The 20123-nt window shown below is 64.3% G+C and carries 20 protein-coding genes; 12 read left to right on the plus strand and 8 right to left on the minus strand.

Annotated elements, in window-relative coordinates; translation table 11 throughout:
* The first annotated feature begins 39 nt into the window (after positions 1-39).
* Positions 40-417 carry a VOC family protein gene (locus tag IVB36_RS08540; protein ID WP_018459348.1) on the plus strand — a complete coding sequence of 126 codons (378 nt, stop codon included), beginning with the start codon at positions 40-42 and terminating at the stop codon, positions 415-417.
* Here the strand turns inward: IVB36_RS08540 and IVB36_RS08545 are convergent.
* Positions 414-1019 (minus strand): TIGR00730 family Rossman fold protein, encoded by a 606-nt coding sequence (locus IVB36_RS08545; RefSeq protein ID WP_018459347.1) that lies wholly within the window; start codon positions 1017-1019, stop codon positions 414-416. The two genes, IVB36_RS08540 and IVB36_RS08545, sit on opposite strands and share 4 nt — an antisense overlap.
* A gap of 202 nt (positions 1020-1221) precedes the next feature.
* Between IVB36_RS08545 and IVB36_RS08550 the strand changes: the two genes are divergently transcribed.
* The 4 genes from IVB36_RS08550 to IVB36_RS08565 all read left to right on the plus strand — a co-directional run bounded on the left by IVB36_RS08550 (position 1222) and on the right by IVB36_RS08565 (position 5800).
* Entirely contained in the window at positions 1222-3177 is a 1956-nt protein-coding gene (locus IVB36_RS08550) for an ABC transporter ATP-binding protein/permease (RefSeq protein ID WP_247391224.1), read from the plus strand.
* Between the two features lie 77 nt (positions 3178-3254).
* Positions 3255-3959, plus strand: coding sequence for a phosphatidylserine decarboxylase (locus IVB36_RS08555; RefSeq protein WP_256374445.1), 705 nt, complete (start codon positions 3255-3257; stop codon positions 3957-3959).
* Positions 3960-4046: 87 nt separating this feature from the next.
* Positions 4047-4928, plus strand: a complete 882-nt coding sequence (locus IVB36_RS08560; protein ID WP_018459344.1) for a phosphatidylcholine/phosphatidylserine synthase — start codon at positions 4047-4049, stop codon at positions 4926-4928.
* Between the two features lie 152 nt (positions 4929-5080).
* Entirely contained in the window at positions 5081-5800 is a 720-nt protein-coding gene (locus tag IVB36_RS08565) for an RraA family protein (RefSeq protein ID WP_018459343.1), read from the plus strand.
* A gap of 18 nt (positions 5801-5818) precedes the next feature.
* Here IVB36_RS08565 and IVB36_RS08570 read toward each other — a convergent pair whose 3' ends face one another.
* Positions 5819-6112 carry a hypothetical protein gene (locus IVB36_RS08570; protein WP_085353034.1) on the minus strand — a complete coding sequence of 98 codons (294 nt, stop codon included), beginning with the start codon at positions 6110-6112 and terminating at the stop codon, positions 5819-5821.
* A gap of 327 nt (positions 6113-6439) precedes the next feature.
* On the opposite strand from IVB36_RS08570, the gene IVB36_RS08575 reads away from it, so the two are divergent.
* The 7 genes from IVB36_RS08575 (at position 6440) to IVB36_RS08605 (ending at position 15102) form a co-directional block, all read left to right on the plus strand.
* Positions 6440-7213 carry a MotA/TolQ/ExbB proton channel family protein gene (locus tag IVB36_RS08575; RefSeq protein WP_018459340.1) on the plus strand — a complete coding sequence of 258 codons (774 nt, stop codon included), beginning with the start codon at positions 6440-6442 and terminating at the stop codon, positions 7211-7213.
* 23 nt (positions 7214-7236) lie between these two features.
* Positions 7237-8067, plus strand: a complete 831-nt coding sequence (locus IVB36_RS08580) for a flagellar motor protein MotB (protein WP_007592497.1) — start codon at positions 7237-7239, stop codon at positions 8065-8067.
* 271 nt (positions 8068-8338) lie between these two features.
* Positions 8339-10237, plus strand: coding sequence for a potassium transporter Kup (locus tag IVB36_RS08585; RefSeq protein WP_085385797.1), 1899 nt, complete (start codon positions 8339-8341; stop codon positions 10235-10237).
* Between the two features lie 141 nt (positions 10238-10378).
* Positions 10379-12307, plus strand: coding sequence for a potassium transporter Kup (locus tag IVB36_RS08590; protein WP_085352750.1), 1929 nt, complete (start codon positions 10379-10381; stop codon positions 12305-12307).
* Between the two features lie 170 nt (positions 12308-12477).
* Positions 12478-12804: a rhodanese-like domain-containing protein gene (locus tag IVB36_RS08595; protein WP_247391225.1), complete on the plus strand. Its 327-nt coding sequence runs from the start codon at positions 12478-12480 to the stop codon at positions 12802-12804.
* Positions 12805-12812: 8 nt separating this feature from the next.
* Positions 12813-13991, plus strand: a complete 1179-nt coding sequence (locus tag IVB36_RS08600; protein ID WP_085395866.1) for an aminotransferase — start codon at positions 12813-12815, stop codon at positions 13989-13991.
* A 4-nt stretch (positions 13992-13995) separates the two neighbouring features.
* On the plus strand, positions 13996-15102 hold the full coding sequence (locus IVB36_RS08605; RefSeq protein ID WP_247391227.1) for a polyamine ABC transporter substrate-binding protein: 1107 nt from the start codon (positions 13996-13998) through the stop codon (positions 15100-15102).
* 13 nt (positions 15103-15115) lie between these two features.
* On the opposite strand, the gene IVB36_RS08610 is transcribed toward IVB36_RS08605, so the two are convergent.
* The 6 genes from IVB36_RS08610 to IVB36_RS08635 form a co-directional block, all read right to left on the minus strand.
* A complete protein-coding gene (locus IVB36_RS08610) occupies positions 15116-16048 on the minus strand; it encodes a lipid A biosynthesis lauroyl acyltransferase (protein WP_018459334.1) in 933 nt (310 codons plus the stop codon).
* An 8-nt stretch (positions 16049-16056) separates the two neighbouring features.
* Positions 16057-17334: a beta-ketoacyl-ACP synthase gene (locus IVB36_RS08615; RefSeq protein WP_018459333.1), complete on the minus strand. Its 1278-nt coding sequence runs from the start codon at positions 17332-17334 to the stop codon at positions 16057-16059.
* A 99-nt stretch (positions 17335-17433) separates the two neighbouring features.
* Positions 17434-18639 carry a beta-ketoacyl-ACP synthase gene (locus tag IVB36_RS08620; protein WP_085362160.1) on the minus strand — a complete coding sequence of 402 codons (1206 nt, stop codon included), beginning with the start codon at positions 18637-18639 and terminating at the stop codon, positions 17434-17436.
* Positions 18636-19106 carry a 3-hydroxyacyl-ACP dehydratase FabZ family protein gene (locus IVB36_RS08625; RefSeq protein WP_085352753.1) on the minus strand — a complete coding sequence of 157 codons (471 nt, stop codon included), beginning with the start codon at positions 19104-19106 and terminating at the stop codon, positions 18636-18638. Before IVB36_RS08625 ends, IVB36_RS08620 begins: the two co-directional genes overlap by 4 nt.
* A 10-nt stretch (positions 19107-19116) precedes the next feature.
* Positions 19117-19404, minus strand: coding sequence for an acyl carrier protein (locus IVB36_RS08630; protein WP_007592476.1), 288 nt, complete (start codon positions 19402-19404; stop codon positions 19117-19119).
* Positions 19405-19653: 249 nt separating this feature from the next.
* On the minus strand, positions 19654-19995 hold the full coding sequence (locus tag IVB36_RS08635; protein WP_247391229.1) for a hypothetical protein: 342 nt from the start codon (positions 19993-19995) through the stop codon (positions 19654-19656).
* Between the last annotated feature and the right edge of the window lie 128 nt (positions 19996-20123).

Genomic DNA, 20123 nt, shown 5'->3' on the forward strand with positions numbered 1-20123 from the left:
CCACAAACGGGATGACGAGCAGGAGAGGGGGCGCGACCCATGATCGATCACATCTCTGTCGGCGTCAGCGATCTCCAACGCTCGGCGACATTTTACGAGGCAACACTCGCCGCGCTCGGTCTCGCTCGCCTCGTCACGCGGCCGCGGACGATCGGCTTCGGCAAGGCCTATCCCGAATTCTGGATCAATCTGCGCGAGGGCATGCCGCACGTGCCGCCGGAGAGCGGCGTCCATATCTGCCTGCGGGCAAAGACGACCGTCGAGGTCGATGCATTTCACGCCGCAGCGCTGTCGGCCGGCGGCGCATCCGACGGCGCGCCGGGTATCCGCCCGCACGATCGCGTGCGTTATTACGCAGCCTTCGTTGTCGACCCCGATGGTAACCGGATCGAGGCGGTGACGTTTCCTGCGGACTAGAGCTTGCGCGCCATTTCCGGTGCGAGCTGCTTTTCCGCATCTTCGATCTGCGCTGCAGCCGATTTCAGCTTCGGCAAAATCTCTTCGATCCGATCGGCCTTGAGGATGTCAACCGAAAGGCCGGCGCGGATGAACTCGGTCTGGCGCATGTGCGACAGCAGCGAGAACAGCGGCTCCCAGAAATTATCGATGTTGGCAAGCAGCACCGGCTTGGCGTGACGTCCCAGCTGCTTCCAGGTCAATTGCTCGACCAACTCCTCCAGCGTGCCGACGCCGCCCGGCAGCGCCACGAAGGCGTCGGAGCGTTCGAACATCAGTCGCTTGCGCTCGTGCATGTCGGGGGTGACGATCATCTCCTGCACGCGCGTCAGCGCGTTTTCCCGCATCCGCAGGAAATCGGGGATGATGCCGGTGACAGTGCCGCCGTGATCGAGGACGGAGGTCGCCACCGAGCCCATCAGGCCGAGCGAGCCGCCGCCATAGACGAGGCGGATGTTGTTCTCGGCGAGCGCCTTGCCGAACGCCTTGGCGCCTTCGGTGAAACGGGGATTGGTTCCTGGGCCGGAGCCGCAATAGACACAGACGGTTTTGATCGTGCTCATTGGTGCCATGATGCATTGCAGCGAAGGGGCGTCAAGCCCAATCGGTGATTCGGGGCTTCCGGAAATCTACCGGTAAACCACGACGAACAATCCAAGATTCGCCATCTGGCGGGGTGCATGGGCATCGGTAAGGCTCTATATGACAAACGAAAATCCTTAATGGCAACGCAGCCCGCATTCGACGGGCTTTTCAGGCTTCTTGATGGACCAAGCTCAATCGCCCGCCGGCGCCAACGTTCCTGATCCCGCCGGGGGGCCGCTGGAGCGGGCCACGCTGATGGGCACGCTGGCGCATCTGTGGCCCTATATCTGGCCGGGCGACCGTTTCGACCTGAAGATGCGCGTGGTCTGGTCGATGGTGCTGCTGCTCGCCGCCAAGCTGATCACGCTGACGGTTCCTTTCAGCTTCAAATGGGCGACCGACGCGCTGACCGGCGCCAACAGTGCGCCAGTTCAGGCCGACAATTGGCACCTCTGGGTGATCGCCTCGCCGCTGCTGCTGACCGCCAGCTACGGCGTGATGCGCATCGTGATGGCGGTGCTGACGCAATGGCGCGACGGCATTTTCGCGCGCGTTGCCATGCACGCGGTGCGCAAGCTCGCCACCATCACTTTCATCCACATGCACGAGTTGTCACTGCGCTTCCACCTGGAGCGCAAGACCGGCGGCCTGACGCGCGTGCTCGAGCGCGGCCGCGAGGGCATCGAGGTCATCGTGCGCATGGTGATCCTGCAGCTGATCCCGACCATCGTCGAGGTCTCGCTGCTGATGGCCGTGCTGCTGTGGCAGTTCGATTGGCGCTACGTGCTTGCGACCCTCGTCACTGTCGCGGTCTACATGTACTACACCTACATCGCGACCGAGTGGCGGATCGGCATCCGCCGCAAGATGAACGATGCCGACACCGAGGCGAACACCAAGGCGATCGACTCGCTGCTCAACTACGAGACCGTCAAATATTTCAGCGCCGAGGCCCGTGAGTCACAGCGCTACGACCGGTCGGTCGCGCGTTACGAGGAGTCGAGCGTCCAGGCCTATACTTCGCTGGCCGTGCTCAACACCGGGCAGGCCGTGATCTTCACGCTGGGGCTGACCGCGACCATGCTGATGTGCGCGATCGGCGTGCGCAACGGCACCAACACGGTCGGCGATTTCGTGCTGGTCAACGCGATGATGATCCAGCTCTACCAGCCCTTGAACTTCATGGGCATGGTTTATCGCGAGATCAAGCAGGCGATCATCGACATCGAGAAGATGTTCAACGTGCTGGGGCGCGAGGCTGAGATCAAGGATGCGCCGGGCGCGAAGCCACTGGTGGTCTCCGCGGGCAATGTGCGTTTCGAGGATGTGCGCTTTGCCTATGAGCCGTCCCGTCCGATCCTCAAGGGCATCAGCTTCGAGGTGCCGGCCGGCAAGACGGTCGCGATCGTCGGCCCGTCAGGTGCGGGCAAGTCGACCATCTCGCGGCTTCTGTTTCGCCTCTACGACATCTCGGGCGGCAAGATCCTGATCGACGGCCAGGACATTCGCGAAGTCACGCAGGCGAGCTTGCGCGCGTCCATCGGCATGGTGCCGCAGGACACCGTGCTGTTCAACGACACCATCCGCTACAACATCCGCTACGGGCGTTGGGACGCCAGCGATGCCGAGGTCGAGCAGGCAGCGCAGCTGGCGCAGATCGATCATTTCATCCGCATGGCGCCGAAAGGCTACGAGACCCAGGTCGGCGAGCGCGGCCTGAAACTGTCCGGCGGCGAAAAACAACGGGTTGCGATCGCGCGCACCGTGTTGAAGGCGCCGCCGATCCTGGTGCTGGACGAGGCGACCTCCGCGCTTGACACCCACACTGAGCACGAAATCCAGGGTGCGCTCGAGCGCGTGGCGAAGAACCGCACTTCGCTGGTGATCGCCCATCGGCTCTCGACCATCGTCGGCGCCGACGAGATCATCGTGCTGGACCAGGGCCGCATCGCCGAGCGCGGCACCCACGCGAAACTGCTTGGGGAGGGGGGACTTTACGCCAGCATGTGGAACAGGCAGCGCGAGGCCGAGGCGGCGCGCGAGAAACTGGCGAGGATGGCCGATTCCGGCGAGGCGCCCAACCGGGAGCCACCGCCGGTCGCCGATGTCCTGACGGCGCCTGCGGTGGCGGAGTGACCTTGTCTCCGGTCCCAACTCTGGCCTAAACAACACCACCGCGCGGGACGACCTGCGCCATCAACCCTGAGCGGCAGATAGCGATGTCCATTCTCGATTCGATCCAGCGTCAGATCCCGCCGATCCACAAGGAGGGATATCCCTTCATCGGCGGCTTTGCGCTGGCAAGCCTCCTCCTGTTCTGGCTGTGGTCGCCGTTGGGGTGGATCGGCACCATCCTGACCGTATGGTGCGCGCTGTTCTTCCGCGACCCCGTGCGCGTGACCCCCGTGCGCGAGGGGCTCGTGGTGTCGCCCGCCGACGGCCGCGTCTCGATGATCACTATGGCGCTGCCGCCGGCCGAGCTCGGCCTCGGCGATCGGCCGCTGCCGCGCGTCTCGGTGTTCATGAGTGTGTTCAACTGCCATGTGAACCGCAGCCCGATCGCGGGCCGGGTGGACCGTATCGCCTACCGGCCCGGCCTGTTCATCAATGCCGAGCTGGACAAGGCGAGCGAGGACAATGAGCGCAACTCGCTGGTGATCACGACGCCGACGGCGCGGATCGGCGTGATCCAGATCGCGGGTCTGGTCGCCAAGCGCATCGTCTGCTTCGTCAAAGAGGGGCAGGCAATCGGCGCCGGTGAGCGCTTCGGTCTGATCCGATTCGGCTCGCGGCTCGACGTCTATCTGCCGCTGGGCACGAAGGCGCTGGTCTCGGAAGGCCAGACCGCGATCGCCGGCGAGACGATTCTGGCGGATCTTGCCGGAGACGACCCGAGCCGCGCCTACCGTGCCAATTAACCAATAAGTCGGTCCTGAGGGGCCTTCCGCCGCAATGGCGGAGGGGAACGCGGCTTGCTATATCTCGCCCCAAGGTGAGGACGAGCCATGACGCCTTATGACTTCAAAGATCCTGATGTGCGCCGCCGGCGGTTCCGCCCGATCCCGGTGCGCATGCTGGTGCCCAACGTCATCACGCTGCTGGCGATCTGCGCCGGCCTGACCTCGATCCGGCTCTCGATCGAGGGGCGGATGTCGCTCGCGGTCTACGCCATCGTGTTCGCGGCGGCACTCGACGGCATCGACGGCCGCATCGCGCGCATGATCAAGGGGCAGTCCAAGTTCGGCGCCGAGCTCGACAGCCTCGCCGACTTCGTCAATTTCGGCGTGGCGCCCGGCCTGATGCTGTATTTCTGGCAGCTGCACGAGCTCGGCAATGCCGGCTGGATCGCCGCCATGGTGTTTGCGATCTCCGGTGGCCTCCGCCTGGCGCGCTTTAATGCCACCATGGACGATCCCAACAAGCCGGCCTTTGCCGCCAACTTCTTCACCGGCGTGCCGGCGCCGGCCGGCGCGATCACGGTGCTGCTGCCGATCTATGTCGCGTTCCTCGATCTCGGCCGGCTGCCTGCGGCGGTGACGGCTGCGTATACGCTGCTGATCGCCTTCCTGATGGTGTCGCGCCTGCCGGTGTTCTCCGGCAAGACCAAGCGCATGCGCGTGCCGCCCGAGCTGGTGCTGCCGGCGTTCGTCGCGGTGGTCGTGTTCATCGCGATCCTGATCGCCTATCCCTGGCACGTGCTGTCCATCGGAACGGTGCTGTATCTGCTCGCTTTGCCGCTCGGCTACAAATCCTATCGCGACCAGGCGCGCGCGATGGAAGCCACCGCGCCGGCTGGAGGCGAGGTCTCCTCGCCGCCTTCGGCGCCGACGCTGGCAAACCTGTCGGAGCCGCCGCGCGAAGACGACCGGCCCGACCGGCTGCACTGAACGGCAAGCGCCAAGCAGCCAAGGCACTGAACAGCGAGACTTGGATATCTGCCATGAGGCGCCCTGAGTTGGGTTGAGGCCCGATCTCGGCTATATCGCCCGGTGCAGGCGGCACCGCACCAACAGCGGCCGCCAATCTGGGAGAGAACGCTGTGACGAATACTGCGACCGGGCCGCTGCCCGCTTCCGTCCTCGAAGCGCTGGGCCGCTATGACACGCCGACGATCTGCAATGCCATGGAGATCGTGGCGCCCGAGCGCCGGCTGATCGGCTACACCACCAAACCACTGGTCTGCCCATTTCCCGATCTGCCCCCGATCGTCGGCTATGCCCGCACGGTCGCGATCCGCTCGGTGCTGAAAAATTCACTACCGCCGGAAGAGCAGTCCAAGCGCCGCATCGCATATTACGAATATGTCGGTACCGGCCACGGTCCGCGCATCTCGGTGATCCAGGACATCGACGGTCCCGACGTCGGCTACGGTGCGTTTTGGGGCGAGGTGCAGAGCAACGTGCACAAGGCGCTCGGCTGCCTCGGCGTCATCACCGACGGTTCGATCCGCGACATTCCGCAATGGGCGCCGGGCTTCCAGGCACTGGCCGGCTCGATCGGCCCGTCGCATGCCTGGGTGCACGCCGAGAGCTTTGGCGGCGAAGTGCGCGTCGCCGGCATGACCGTAAAGTCGGACGATCTGATCCATGCCGACCAGCACGGCGCTGTCGTAATTCCGCACGATATTGCCGCAAAGCTGCCCGAGGCCGCCGAACTCTGCGGCCGCCGCGAGACGCCGATCCTCGAGATCGCCCGCAGCCCCGACTTCTCGTTGGAGAAGTTGAAGGCTGCGCTGAAGCGCTCGGCGGAGATTCACTAACGGCGGGACCGCGATGATCTACGGTTGCGACGCCGCTCGCAGGCTGCCCTGTTCCGTCAGGAACAAGGCGGCCTGATCCGGCTCGCCGAGCACCGCGGCAGCGCATCCGATCAAGGTGAAGCCGCCGGCAAAATCCCACAGGGTGATATCTTCCGCATTGTCCGGCATGTGGATCAGGTGCGCTGCGATCCCGGCGAGGGCCGCCTCGGCAAAGAGCAGCACGCTGAACGCCGGCAGGACGAGCCCGGGTTCGAGCATGTGAAGCGCCAGCACTGCGGGAAGCGCGGTGAGAAGACTGAACAGCGTCACCATTGCGATGCCTTCCGCCATGAGGTGCCGGCCGGGTCCAGAATACCAATTGATCGGTCGCCCCCGATGTGGCGCAGGGCCGCAGCCGAAGGGATCGCGTGCACGGGTGACGGGTGCGCGCGACACCGTATGGTTAGCAAAATGTTGAGATCCGTGTCGGCAGTCGGCAAAAGCCGGCGCCTTTCAGCGCGCTGCGGCCGCCAGGCGCGCCGGCTCAACTTAACCTTTACGCGTCTTTAATCGCGGCTCACTAGGGTTTCCGATGCGGTTCGGGGTTGGGCCGCGCCATCGGCCAGGACGGCCGTTGTTGCGTTCGCGTTGGAGTCTCCCATGGATATCATGACGAGCATCGGGCTCGTGGCGGGCATTGTCGTCATCGCGACGATGATGCTGCTGGGCGGCGATCTCCACATGTTCGTTTCCGAGCATGCGATGATCATCATCTTCGGCGGCTCGACGGCCGCGACCATGATCCGCTTTCCGCTCTCGACGCTGATCCACGGCCTACCGCTCGGCGCCAAGTTTGCCTTCACTATGAGCCGTCTGTCGGCGCACGATCTGGTCGACGAACTCGCCCGCATCGCCGAGATCGCCCGCAAGCAAGGGCCCGTGGGTTTGGAAAAGGTCGAGACCGACGAGCCGTTCCTCGCCAAGGGCATCCGCTACGTCGCCGACGGCTACGACCTGGACTTCATTCGCGACAATCTCGAGCGCGACCGCGATAATTTTTTGATGCATCTGGATGAAGGCAGCAAGATCTACCGCGCCATCGGCGACTGCGCCCCGGCCTTCGGCATGGTCGGCACGCTGATCGGCATGGTGCAGATGTTCGCCAACATGACCGACCCGTCAAAGCTCGGCCCGTTCATGGCGACCGCGCTGCTCGCGACTCTCTACGGCGCGCTGGTCGCCAACCTGTTTTGTACCCCGATCGCCGACAAGCTGCATGGAAAGCTCCTGGACGAAGAGACCAACCGCACGCTGATCATCGACGGCATCCTGATGATCCGCGACTCCAAGAGCCCCACGCTGGTCCGCGAAATGCTGCTGGCCTATCTGCCCGAGAAGCACCGCCACGCTGAAGGCGAGCCGGTGCCGGCCTGAGGCCGCGCGCCGGGATTTGAGATATGGCCAAGAAGAAGCGCGGCGATTCACACGGAGGCGGTCACGGCTGGTTCGTGACCTTCGCCGATCTGATGGGCCTGATGATGAGCTTCTTCGTGATGCTCGTCGCGTTCTCGACCCAGGATGCCAACAAGCTGAAGGTCGTCGCAGGCTCCATGCGCGACGCCTTCGGTGTCCAGACCGAAGCGCGCTATTCCGGCATCGTCGAGTCCGACGGGCTGCCGACCCGCCCTCGGCTGAAGAACGTCGATCACATTCAGCCCGAGGACTCCTCCAACACGCCGACGCCGGACCAGGAGGATCGTGACCGCACGTCGGGCGCCAAGATCAAGGTCGACCGCAATTTTGCGCTGGCGGCGGCCTCGCTGCGCCAAGCGTTGCAGGACATGCCGGAATTGACCGAGATGTCGAAGCACATCATGTTCGAGGAGACCAAGCAGGGCCTCAACCTCGAGATCGTGGACCAGGACGGTCGCTCGATGTTCGCCGACGGCTCCAAAGTCCCCTATGACCGCACCCGCCGCCTGATCGAGAAGCTCGCTGTCCCGCTCAAGGCGACGCCGCTGCGCGTCTCCATCGCCGGCCACACCGCGGCTGGATTCGTGCCGACCCGCAGCGACTACGGCGCCTTCGATCTGTCGGCCGACCGCGCCAATGCCGTGCGTCAGATCCTCGAACGCGAGGGCCTGCCGGCCGCCCATGTCTTCGCCGTCGCCGGCAAGGCGGATACCCAGCCGCTGTTTCCGGACGATCCCTCGCTCGCGGCCAACCGGCGGGTGACCATCACCCTGATGCGCGAAGATCCGCCGCTGCCGCCGAATCTGAAGCCGTAGGGCGCATTCGAGCGAAGTGGACCCTGTTTCGCGCGAAGAAGCGCGACAAAACAAGGATGTAGAGCCAATTCCCCTTCAATCGGGGACTGAAGGCTCAGGGCTCTTGTGCCACCATCTTACCTGAGGCATGTCGTCGCGTGGGCAACGACCGTTGCTGCGCCGTCACAGCATCTGGCCCGGTGCCTGCTATGGTGATGTGCCGATTGACAGGGGCGCCGGAACCGTCAAAAGGCGCCGGATCAATTCTCGGGCAGAAGCGTTCCAGTTTCATATGACGGCGAGCATCACATCGACCGAAGCTCCGGACGGGCCGGTCACCTCGGGTTTCTGGGGCCTGACGCTCGGGAGCATCGGCGTCGTCTTCGGCGACATCGGCACGTCGCCGCTCTACGCATTCCACGAGGCCGTCAGGGGCGCGGCCCATGGCCAGCCGGTCTCGCGGGTCATGGTGCTCGGCGTGCTCTCGCTGATCCTTTGGGCGCTGCTGATCGTCGTCACCGCCAAATACGTGCTGCTGCTGCTGCGCGCCGACAACAACGGGGAGGGCGGCACGCTTTCCCTCATGGCGCTCGGCCAGCGCGCGCTCGGGCGGCGGAGCTGGTTCCTGATGGCGCTCGGCGTCGTCGGCGCCTCCATGTTCATCGGCGATTCCATGATCACGCCGGCGATCTCGGTGTTGTCGGCGGTCGAGGGTCTGAAGCTCGCAACGCCCGCCTTCGAGCACTATGTCGTTCCCCTGACCGTTCTCATCCTGACGCTGCTGTTCGCGGTCCAGAGCAAGGGGACGGCACTGGTCGCCTCAGCCTTCGGGCCGGTGATGGTCGTCTGGTTCACCGTTCTTGCCGTGCTGGGTGCCGTTCACATCGCCGACGATCCGTCGGTGCTGGCAGCGATCAATCCCTATTACGCCCTGCAATTCCTGCTGTCGCACGGCACGATCGGCCTGGTGACACTGGGCGCGGTGTTCCTCGCGGTGACCGGCGGCGAGGCGCTCTACGCAGACCTCGGCCATTTCGGCCGCAAGCCGATCCAGTCGGCCTGGATGTTCTTCGTGCTGCCTGCGCTCCTGATCAACTATTTCGGGCAGGGCGCACTGGTGCTGTCGGATCCCAGCGCGATCGAACACTCCTTCTATCGCATGGTGCCCGAGCATTTCGTGCTGCCGCTGGTCGGACTTGCGACCGCGGCGACCGTGATCGCGAGCCAGGCGGTAATCACGGGGGCCTATTCCCTGGTCTATCAGGCAGTGCAGCTCGGCCTCCTGCCGCGCTTCGAGGTGCGCTTCACCTCGGAAACTCATGCCGGCCAGATCTATCTGCCGCGTGTAAACCGGCTGCTGCTGATCGGTGTGATGCTGCTGGTGCTGTTGTTCCACACCCCCAGCAATCTGGCTTCGGCCTACGGTATTGCGGTCTCCACCACCATGGTTGCTGACGGCATCATGGGCTTCATCGTGATCTGGAAATTGTGGAACTGGCGCGCGGCGACGGCCGCAGCGGTGATCCTGCCCTTCGTCGTGGTCGACATCAGCTTCTTCAGCGCGAATCTTCTGAAGCTGCTCGAAGGCGCCTGGGTGCCGCTGCTGTTCGGCGTGATCATGGCCGGGACAATCTGGACCTGGCGGCGAGGGTCCGGGATCCTGATCCAGAAAACGCGCCGCATCGAGGTGCCGCTGGACGATCTGATCCGGAGCCTGGAAAAGCGGCCGCCGCACATCGTCAAGGGCACCGCGGTGTTCCTGACCAGCGATCCCTCCTTCGTGCCGACCGCGCTGCTGCACAATCTCAAGCACAACAAGGTGCTACACGAGCACAACGTGGTCCTGACCATCGAGACCGCGCATACGCCGCGGGTCGATCTGTCGGAGCGGTTCCGGATGGAGAGGATCAGCGACAAGTTCTTCAAGGTCCGCCTGCGCTTCGGCTACATGGAGCAGCCGAACGTGCCCAAGGCACTCGCGATCGCGCGCAAGCAGGGCTGGCAATTCGACATCATGTCGACCTCATTCTTCGTGTCGCGGCGCTCGCTGAAGGCGTCGGCGCAGTCCGGCATGCCGCTTTGGCAGGACCATTTGTTCATCGCGCTGAGCCGGTCCGCCAACGACGCCACCGACTATTTCCAGATTCCCACCGGACGCGTGGTTGAAGTCGGAACCCAGGTCACCATCTAAACGGCGGCCGGCCAAGCCATGCAAATGTGCATGGCTAAGGTCCAAAATCTGGCTAGGCTATGCCGGCAGCGCAGGCCTATAAGCCCCGCGCCCTTCTGCCGTTGTGCAGTGAAGCATTTTTAGAGGCCACCAGGCTCTCCCATGACAAGTGATATCGCGATTCCCGCCCCGGAAACGGCGGCGGCCAATGGGCATGGCGACGCCCACACCACCGCCGGCTTCGGTGCGCTGACACTCGGCAGCATCGGCGTCGTCTACGGTGATATCGGCACCAGCCCGCTCTACGCGTTCCGCGAGGCGGTGATGGCGGCTTCTGGCGCGGAGGGGGTGCCGACGCCGGCGGCCGTGCTCGGCGTGCTGTCCCTGATCCTGTGGGCGCTCATCGTCGTGGTGACGCTCAAATATGTCGTGATCCTGCTCCGTGCCGACAACAACGGCGAGGGCGGCACGTTGGCGCTGATGGCGCTGGCCCAGCGCGCAGTCGGCACCCGCGGAACAACCATCGTCCTGCTCGGCATCATTTCCGGAGCCCTGTTCTACGGCGACGCCGTGATCACGCCGGCGCTCTCGGTGCTGTCGGCGCTCGAAGGCATGAAGGACGTCACCCTGCACTTCGAGCCCTACATCGTGCCGCTGACCGTGATCATCCTGGTCGGTCTGTTTGCCGTGCAGTCCCGTGGCACCGCTCGCGTCGCCGCCTTCTTCGGCCCGATCATGTGCGTCTGGTTCGCGGTGATCGCGATCGCGGCGATCCACCCGATCATCCAGCAACCGCAGGTGCTGTTCGCGCTGAACCCGCTCTACGCCGTGTCCTTCATGATCCACCACGGCATCATCGGCTTCGTGACGCTCGGCGCGGTGTTCCTGGCGGTCACCGGTGCCGAGGCGCTCTATGCCGACCTCGGCCATTTCGGCAAGCGGCCGATCCAGACTGCCTGGCTGTTCATCGTGGTGCCGTCGCTGGCATTGAACTATCTGGGGCAGGGCGCCCTCGTGCTCGGCGACCCCGGCGCGATCGTGAGCCCGTTCTTCCAGCTCTTTCCGCAAGGTTTTTTCCGCGGCTGCATGGTGGTGCTGGCGACCGCCGCAACGGTTATCGCGAGCCAGGCGGTCATCACCGGTGCCTATTCGCTGACGCGTCAGGCGATCCAGCTCGGTCTGTTGCCGCGGTTTGAAATTCGCCATACGTCCGAAGCCCATTCCGGCCAGATCTTCATCCCGCGCATCAACCAGCTCCTGCTCGTCGCAGTGGTCCTGCTGGTGCTCTTATTCCGCTCCTCCAGCGCGCTGGCCTCGGCCTACGGCATCTCCGTCACCGGGACCATGGTGGTTACGGCGATGATGGGCTTCGTGGTGATCTGGAAGGTATGGCGGTGGTCGCCGTTCACGGCTGCCGCCCTGATCGCGCCGTTCTTGTTTCTCGACCTCACCTTCCTGGCCGCCAATCTGCTCAAGGTGTTCGAGGGCGGCTGGGTGCCGCTGGCGCTCGGCGCGCTCATGATCATCCTGATGTACACGTGGCGGCGCGGCAGCCGGCTGCTGTTCGAGAAGTCGCGCAAGCTCGAATTCCCGCTCGCCGACCTGGTGGCGATGCTGGAGAAGCGGCCGCCGCAGCGCGTGCCCGGCACCGCCGTGTTCCTGACCAGCGACCCCCTGAGCGCGCCGACCGCGCTGATGCATAGTCTGAAGCACTACAAGGTGCTGCACGAGAAGAACGTCATTCTCACCATCGAGACCGCGCAGACCCCGCGCATCGATCCGGCCGAGCGGGTGAAGCTGGAACAGATCTCGCCGACCTTCTCCAAGGTGACGCTGAAGTTCGGCTTCATGGAATCGCCCAACGTGCCGAAGGCGCTGGCGATCGCCCGCAAGCTCGGCTGGCAGTTCGACATCATGTCGACCTCGTTCTTCCTGTCGCGGAGGGCGCTCAAGCCGGCCGCCCATTCGGGCATGCCGCGCTGGCAGGACCGGCTGTTCATCTCGCTCAGCCGTTCCGCCAACGACGCCACCGACTATTTCCAGATCCCCTCCGGCCGCGTCGTCGAGGTCGGCACCCAGGTGACCATCTAAGTGACGTTCTGATCCTCCGTTGGAAGGTCGCGCTTCAAGTCGCTGCGATTTAGCTTTAACTTGCGCAAGGCAGCTCAAGCCTTTGTAGCGCTTGATTTTCGCGGGCCAAGAGGCGAGGTTGCCGGCCGCCGGGATCGCCCCGGCAGCGGCCCGCGACGTTGGAGGATGATGTGGCAAATCAAGTACAGGATCTGACCCCGGACGAGGTCTCCAAGGGTGTTGCGGAAGGGCGCTATCTCCTCGTCGACGTGCGCGAGCCGAACGAGGTCGAGGCCGAGGCTTATCCCTACGGCGTGGTCGTGCCGCTCGCGACCTTCGATCCCAAAGCGATCCCCGATCCGGAGGGTAAGGAGGTCGTGTTCGCCTGCCGCTCGGGCAAGCGTTCGGTGACGGCCTCACTGGCGGCGCAGGCCGCGGGCCTGCCTTACGACAAACATCTGGCCGGCGGCATGCTGGGCTGGAAGGCGGCGGGTCTTCCCAGCAAGGTCGGCGGCTGACCCCGCCGATGTCCAAGAGCTCGTCCCTCAACAAGGTCTTCGCAGACCTTCCCGTCACCATCTTCGAGGCGATGTCGCAGGCTGCGCGCGACAATGCCGCCATCAATCTTGGGCAGGGCTTTCCCGACGATCCCGGGCCCGAGGACATCCGCCGCGCCGCGGCCGAGGCCTCGCTGAACGGCTACAACCAGTACCCGTCGATGATGGGCCTGCCGGAACTCCGTCAGGCGATCGCGACCCATTACGGCCACTGGCACGGCCTCGAGCTCGATCCGATGAGCGAGGTGATGGTGACCTCCGGCGGCACCGAGGCCCTGACCTCGGCCATCCTCGCCGTGGTCCAGCCCGGTGACGAGGTGGTGTGCTTCCAGCCGGTGTACGATTCCTATCTGCCGATTATCCGCCAGGCCGGCGGCATTCCGCGCCTGGTCCGGCTGGAGCCGCCGCATTGGCGGCTGAATGAGGACATGCTGAAAAGTGTCTTCAATTCAAAGACCAAGGCGGTGCTTTTCAACAACCCCCTGAATCCGTCCGCGGTGGTGTTTCCGCGGGAGGACCTCGAGCTGCTGGCGCGCTACTGCCAGGAGTTCGACGTCATCGCGATCTGCGACGAGGTCTGGGAGCACGTCACTTTCGACGAGCACAAGCACATCCCGCTGATCACCATCCCCGGCATGCGCGACCGCACCATCAAGGTCGGCTCGGCCGGCAAGATCTTCTCGTTGACAGGCTGGAAGATCGGCTTCGTGTGCGCCGCGCCGCCGTTGCTGCGCGTTGCCGCCAAGGTGCACCAGTTCCTGACCTTCACCACCGCGCCGAACCTCCAGGCCGCCGTCGCCTACGGCCTCGGCAAGCCCGACGAGTATTTCCTGTCGATGCGCAAGGACCTGACGCGGAGCAGGGACCGCCTCGCCAAGGGCCTGGAGAGCCTCGGCTTCCCCGTGCTGAAGTCGCAGGGCACCTACTTCCTCACCGTCGACCTGTCCCCGCTCGGGCTGAACGAGAGCGACACCGAGTTCTGCTGGCGGATCGTGAAGGACTACAAGGTCGCGGCTATCCCGGTCTCGGCCTTCTACGAGCAGGACCCTGTGACCTCGGTGGTGCGCTTCTGCTTTGCCAAGAAGGACGAGACGCTCGACACCGCACTGGAGCGACTGTCGGACGCGGTGCGCGGGCGCAAGAGGTAGGGAGATGACCAACGTCAGCCGCTGTGGTTTTGGCCTTGCGATCGCCGCCGCGCTGACGTTGCTCTCCGCTCCTGCCGGGGCCGAGGAGCGGGTCGTCAACTTCTACAATTGGTCGAACTACGTGGCGCCCGACGTTCTCGAGGCCTTCACCAGGGAGACCGGCATCAAGGTGGTCTACGACACGTTTGACGCCAACGAGACGCTGGAGACGCGCCTGATGGCCGGCAAATCCGGCTATGACGTCGTGGTGCCCACCGCCTATTTCCTCCAGCGCCAGATCAAGGCCAACATCTTCCAGAAGCTCGACAAGTCGAAGCTGCCGAACCTGGCCAATGACTGGCCGGTGGTGACCGAACGTCTCGCGATCTACGACCCCGGCAACGTCTACGCCGTCAATTACATGTGGGGCACGACCGGCATCGGCTACAACGTCGCCAAGTTGAAGCAGATTCTCGGAGCGGATGCCAAGATTGACAGCTGGGACATCGTGTTCAAGCCGGAGAACCTCGCGAAATTCAAAGACTGCGGCGTCCACATGCTGGATTCCGCCGACGACATCTTTCCGGCGGCGTTGAACTATCTCGGGCTTGATCCGAACTCGACCAAGCAGGCCGACCTCGAAAAGGCCGCCGATGTCGTCACCAAGGTGCGGCCCTCCGTGCGCAAGTTTCATTCGTCCGAATATCTGAGCGCGCTCGCCACCGGCGAGATCTGCTTCGTGGTCGGCTGGTCCGGCGACATCATGCAGGCCCGCGCCCGCGCTGCCGAAGCCAAAAGCGGCATCGAGATCGGCTACGCCATCCCGAAGGAGGGCGCGCAGATGTTCTTCGATAATCTCGCGATCCCCGCGGATGCCAGGAACGTCAGCGAAGCCTACGAGCTGATCAACTATCTCTACCGTCCGGACGTGGCCGCCAGGAATACGGACTTCCTGTCCTACGCCAATGGCAACCTCGCCAGCCAGAAACTGGTCGATCCGAAAATCTTGAGCGACAAGAACATCTATCCGGACGAGGCGACGCTCGCAAAGCTGTTCGTCATCACGGCGCGTGAGCCCGCGACCCAGCGGGTCATCAATAGGCTTTGGACCAGGGTGAAGACGGGGCGGTAAGCACTACTGTCCGCTACCGCCACCTTCGGTGCAGCCACAGCCACTGCTCCGGATGCTCGCGGACCCAGCCTTCCACCACGCTCGTGATCGCCTGCGTGGTGCCCTGGATGTCGATCTTGCCGTCGGCGTCGCGCACCGGGTGGACCTCTTCGGTGATCTCGGCGGTGAAGCGGCCGCCGGGCAGGCGGATGACGCGGACGCCGTGGATCGGGCATTCGACCTGTCGTAACAGGCGCGCCAGCATCGGATTGGCGCGGGTCTTGCGGCCGAAGAAGGTGACCTCGACTCCGCCGGTCAGATACTGGTCGATCAGCATCGCGACGTGCTTGCCGTCCTTGAGCGCCTGGGCAAGCCGCAGCGGCGCGTCGCGCCCCGCCGGGATCAGCGTGCCCATGTTGACCTGTCGCATCTCCTGGATGATGCGGTCGGCGGAGGCGATATTCGGGCGGCGGTAGAGGATCGCTGCATCGAGCCCGTGTGCGACCGCGGCGAGCGCCGGTAATTCCCAATTGGCCAAATGCGCGGCGAAGATCAACGCCGGCTTGCCGTCGTCGCGGATTTGATCGAACAGCTCGATGCTGCGGCTGGGCAGTTCGATCCGACTGTTTTCTGGATGATCGCGGTCGTAATCCCAGACCTGGTCCATATGGGCGAATTCGGCGCCGACGCGACCGAGATTGTCCCAGACGCCCATCAGGATGGCTTCGATTTCCTCGGGCGACTTGTCCGGAAACGCCGCGGTGAGATTGGCGCGGCCGATGCGGTGCTCGCGCAGGCGCGGGCCGATCAGTTTGGTGACGCGTGCGAAAAAGTCCGAGGTCTTGGCTGGATCGAAATAACGCGTGGTGCGCAACATGCCGACGGTGGCAGCGCCGATCAGCCCTCCACCGATCGACTTTGCCGTCTGCCGCGCGCGGGCCTTCGTCCTCGCCGGAAGCAGCGCCATGCGTCCGGTCAGGCCGGTTCGCGGGTCAGGATCAGCGAGGCGTTCTGGCCGCCGAACCCGAACGAGTTCGACATCACCGCGGTGACGCGGGCATCGCGTGCCTTGTTGCCGACGACGTCGAACAGGATCGTGGGATCCGGATTGTCGTAGTTGATCGTCGGCGGGATACGCTGATGCTCCAGCGTCAGCAGCGAGAAGATCGCCTCGACCGCGCCCGCGGCCGAGATGGTGTGGCCGACCATCGACTTGTTGGAGGTGACCGGAATCTTCGAGACGAGCTCGCCGAACACGGCCGATGTCGTATTGTACTCCATCTTGTCGTTCTCGGGCGTCGCGGTGCCGTGCGCGTTGATGTGGTCGATCTGATCCGGCGTCATGCCGGCATCGGCCAGCGTCTTGTTCATGCAGCCGATGATCGGCTTGCCGTCGGGCGAGGAGCGGGTGCGATGGAAGGAATCGGTGAGCTCGCCGCAGCCGGCGATTACGCCGAGTATTTTTGCGCCGCGCGCGGTGGCGGCTTCATAGCTTTCGAGCACCAGCGCACCGGCGCCTTCGGCCATGACAAAACCGTCGCGGTTCTTGGAGAAGGGACGGGAGGCCGCCTGCGGCGGGTCGTTCTGGGTCGAAAGCGCCGAGAGCAGCGAGAAGCGCACCAGCGCCTCCGGATTCACGGTGCCGTCGGTCGCCACGCACAGCGCGGCATCGGTCTCGCCGCGGCGGATCGCCTCGACGCCGAGCTGAATCGAGGTCGCGCCCGAAGCGCAGGCCGTCGACAACGAGATCGGCGAGCCCTTGGTGCCGAAGGTCTCGGCGAGGTAGGCCGCGACCGAACCGAACATGAAGCGGTGGTGATAGGCGCTGTACTTGCCGCCACCGGAGATGCGCAGCAGATCGTCGTAATTGAAGTCGGGTTTGCCGACGGCGCGGCCGAGTTCGCGGCGCTGCGGCCATTCGACTTCGACCGGTGCGACCGCAAGAAAGAGAGGACCCGGGAAATCCGCCTTGGTGCCGATCCCGGCCTGGTCCAGCGCTTCCTGCGTCACCAGTTCCGCCATCCGTTCGGACAGGCCGGTGGAGGAGAACGGATCGACGCTGACGAAATCCACCGTGCCGGCCATCGTGGTTTTGAGGCCGTCGACCGGAAAGCGCGTGATGGTGCGGATGCCGGATTCGCCGGCGACGAGCTTCGCCCAATTGTCGGTCTTGCCGTTGCCGAGCGAGGTCATGATGCCCATGCCGGTGACGACGACGACGGGACGCCCGAGTTTGTCGCGTGGTGCAGTCATGTCGATCCCCGCTTGAGCTGGAGCATGATCCGAAAAAGCGTGACGCGGTTTTCCGAGAAGATCATACCCAAACAATAACCTGCCAAAGCGTAACGCGCTTTAGCTTACTGCCTCGACCAGCGCCATGCCTTCGCCGCGCCAGTGTCCGGCCCCCACCACCACAATCTGGGTGGGCGCTCCCTGCATTTCAATCTCGGTGCCCGTGGAATCGTTCGGCGGAAACAGCGCGCCGCGAGAGATCGACAGCGCGGCGAGCGCGATGCCGAGCGGGAATTGCGTCTCCATGGTGTGGCCGAACATCGTGCCGGTCGAGCGCACCGGGAAATCGGCGTGGCCCTTCAGGAAGGCGCGCTCTTCTGATGTCGCAGGCTCCGCGCCGGTCGCGCCGGATATGATCGCGCCCTTGCCGTCGCGCTTCGGCAACTTTGCCCAAAGCTTCTCCAGCGTCGCGGCCATGTCGCCGGGGGTCTTACGACGGGCAAGGTCGGCAACGACGCTCGACAGCTTTGCGAATGGTTTTGCGCCGCGCGCTTCCGCATGGGCCTTCGATTCCAGCACCAGGAACGCGCCAGCCGAGCCGAGCGCGAAGCCGGCGTGGTCCTTGCGCGCCCACACGGGGGCGAACTTGTCCTTCAGATTGAAGTCGCCGAATTCGTAGAGGACCATCAGGTCCTTGCGCTCGCCATTGTGCGAGCCGCCGATCAGCGCGATGTCGCTCTCGCCGGAGGCGATGCGCGACAATGCAATGCGGGCGGCATCGGCGCCGGCAACCTCTTCACCCATGAAGGTGCGCGAGGTGCCGCCAATGCCGTGCACGATGGCGATGTTGCCGGCGAGCAGGTTGGAGAGCTGGGCCAGGAACAGCGTCGGCCTGAGATCGCTCATCAGCCGCTCATTGAGGAAGCCGGGCGCGTTGGCGCCCTTGGCCTCGGCCGTGAGCACGCCGGTGTCGACGTTGAGATCGCGTTCACCGCCGCCGGCGGCGACCACCATGTCGATCTTCGACAGGATGTCCTTGTTGCCCTTGATCCCGGCGGAGTCGAGCGCAAGCCCGGCCGCATAGGTGCCGATGCGCTGCCAGGCTTCCATCTGGCGCTGGTCGCCCTTCTTGGGGATCTGGCTGTCGAAGGTGACAGGCATCAGGGGGTGCACAATGTAGGGTGCAAAGCCCTTCTCGTCGACATTGATGCGCTTCTCCTGAAGCGCGGCCCAGTTGGCGTCCAGGCCCTCGCCGAGCGAGGTGGCCAGGCCAATGCCGGTGATCCAGACTTCCGTCTGGGCAGGCTTCGAAGCAGTCTCGGTCATGGCAATACGGCCTGTTGCGGAAAGCCGACGCGTTTGGCGACCGCGTCCATGTGGGCGCGCATATCCGCATGGGGAAAGGGAATCTGCGTGAAGGTCAGCGTCGAATTCGCGCGCAGCTTGCCGCCGACCTTGATCTTGGCTTCGGTCACGGCGTAGCCTGAGCCCTGATGGGCCAGGCTCGCCTCGATGCTCATGAGATCGCCGGGGAAGACCGAGCCGCGGACCTTGGCCTCCTTGACGGCAGCCAGGATCGGCATACGCTCGAATTTGAGCACGCCAAGCTGAAGCCAGCCCGAGGCCTGCGCCATCGATTCGATCAGGAGCACGCCGGGCATCAGGGGATAGCCCGGGAAGTGCCCTTCGAAGATGGTGCTCTCCATCGGGACCTGAGCCTCGACAACAATCGTCTTCGCGTCGACGTTGAGGTCGACGACGCGATCTATCATGTGGAAGTATTCGAGTTGCATGACCGCGCGCTTAGGCGCTCGCGCCCTTGGCCGCAACCAGTTCGTCGATGCGGGCGCACAGGTTTTTCAGCACGAAATACTGCTCGGTGGTCGCTTTGCCGTCGTTAACCTCCTGAGTCCACTTTTCCAGCGGCAGCTTGATACCGAACTGCTTGTCGATCGCGAACGCGATGTCCAGGAAATCGAGGCTGTCGATGCCGAGGTCATCGATGGCATGGCTATCCGGCGTGATCGTGTCGCGCGGGATGTCGCAGGTTTCAGCGATGATCGTAGCGACCTGATCGAATGTGGAGGACATCACTAAGCCTTTGATATATTGCAGATGTTTGTCAGATTTTCCAGAGTGGAACGATGGGTGGGCATCGCGCCCCGATGACGCCCTCAACCCCCCTCTGGCCGGGTCGAAAGCCCGTATATCGGAGCGCCGCCCTGAGTTCAATGGAGCCGGACGGGTGTGGGGACCGGGCTGGGGACGCCCCGGCTGAGCCGTTTCGGCCGAAGGAGCGCCAGCGGGCCTACCAGACGTCTTGCTTACCAGATGTCCTGCCTAGATGTGCGGCGTCGTGATCTTGACGCAGTCGCGGCGGCCCATCAGCACGCAATCCTGGGTCCGGCGCAGGTCGGCGATGCTCACCGCGAGCCAGATCCCGATCGCGGTCAGTGCGATGGTGAAGGCCAGCGCCGCGATATTGGCGAGCATGCGACGGCGGAAATCGTCCGGTTCGGTGCGGGGCTCCTCGTAGCGCGACAGGTCGAGCCGCTCGGTAGCGACGCGCAATTGCTGCACGCTAGCGTTGCCGCGGTGGGCCGTCGGGGAAGGCGAGGTGCGCGGCCTGAACTGGAGCACCCGGTGCTCGTCATCCGAGCTTATGGGCCGCTGGGTTGTCATGGTGCAGGGATCACTCCGAAGCAGCGATTTTTAGATAGCATACGTAGTGAACGCGTTGCAGAAAATTTTCTCAACGCGCACGTGCATTGCGCGTTCGCACTATCCTGCAGGACTGCGAACGAAGGACC

It is taken from the genome of Bradyrhizobium sp. 35, assembly GCF_023073215.1.
Taxonomy (GTDB): domain Bacteria; phylum Pseudomonadota; class Alphaproteobacteria; order Rhizobiales; family Xanthobacteraceae; genus Bradyrhizobium; species Bradyrhizobium canariense_D.

Excerpts from the sequence above, each read along its gene's own strand:
- IVB36_RS08540 (WP_018459348.1), top strand. The coding sequence starts at position 40 with ATGATCGATCACATCTCTGTCGGCGTCAGCGATCTCCAACGCTCGGCG.
- IVB36_RS08545 (WP_018459347.1), bottom strand. The coding sequence starts at position 1,019 with ATGAGCACGATCAAAACCGTCTGTGTCTATTGCGGCTCCGGCCCAGGA.
- IVB36_RS08550 (WP_247391224.1), top strand. The coding sequence starts at position 1,222 with ATGGACCAAGCTCAATCGCCCGCCGGCGCCAACGTTCCTGATCCCGCC.
- IVB36_RS08560 (WP_018459344.1), top strand. The coding sequence starts at position 4,047 with ATGACGCCTTATGACTTCAAAGATCCTGATGTGCGCCGCCGGCGGTTC.
- IVB36_RS08570 (WP_085353034.1), bottom strand. The coding sequence starts at position 6,112 with ATGGTGACGCTGTTCAGTCTTCTCACCGCGCTTCCCGCAGTGCTGGCG.
- IVB36_RS08575 (WP_018459340.1), top strand. The coding sequence starts at position 6,440 with ATGGATATCATGACGAGCATCGGGCTCGTGGCGGGCATTGTCGTCATC.
- IVB36_RS08580 (WP_007592497.1), top strand. The coding sequence starts at position 7,237 with ATGGCCAAGAAGAAGCGCGGCGATTCACACGGAGGCGGTCACGGCTGG.
- IVB36_RS08585 (WP_085385797.1), top strand. The coding sequence starts at position 8,339 with ATGACGGCGAGCATCACATCGACCGAAGCTCCGGACGGGCCGGTCACC.
- IVB36_RS08590 (WP_085352750.1), top strand. The coding sequence starts at position 10,379 with ATGACAAGTGATATCGCGATTCCCGCCCCGGAAACGGCGGCGGCCAAT.
- IVB36_RS08600 (WP_085395866.1), top strand. The coding sequence starts at position 12,813 with ATGTCCAAGAGCTCGTCCCTCAACAAGGTCTTCGCAGACCTTCCCGTC.
- IVB36_RS08605 (WP_247391227.1), top strand. The coding sequence starts at position 13,996 with ATGACCAACGTCAGCCGCTGTGGTTTTGGCCTTGCGATCGCCGCCGCG.
- IVB36_RS08610 (WP_018459334.1), bottom strand. The coding sequence starts at position 16,048 with ATGGCGCTGCTTCCGGCGAGGACGAAGGCCCGCGCGCGGCAGACGGCA.
- IVB36_RS08615 (WP_018459333.1), bottom strand. The coding sequence starts at position 17,334 with ATGACTGCACCACGCGACAAACTCGGGCGTCCCGTCGTCGTCGTCACC.
- IVB36_RS08620 (WP_085362160.1), bottom strand. The coding sequence starts at position 18,639 with ATGACCGAGACTGCTTCGAAGCCTGCCCAGACGGAAGTCTGGATCACC.
- IVB36_RS08625 (WP_085352753.1), bottom strand. The coding sequence starts at position 19,106 with ATGCAACTCGAATACTTCCACATGATAGATCGCGTCGTCGACCTCAAC.
- IVB36_RS08630 (WP_007592476.1), bottom strand. The coding sequence starts at position 19,404 with ATGTCCTCCACATTCGATCAGGTCGCTACGATCATCGCTGAAACCTGC.
- IVB36_RS08635 (WP_247391229.1), bottom strand. The coding sequence starts at position 19,995 with ATGACAACCCAGCGGCCCATAAGCTCGGATGACGAGCACCGGGTGCTC.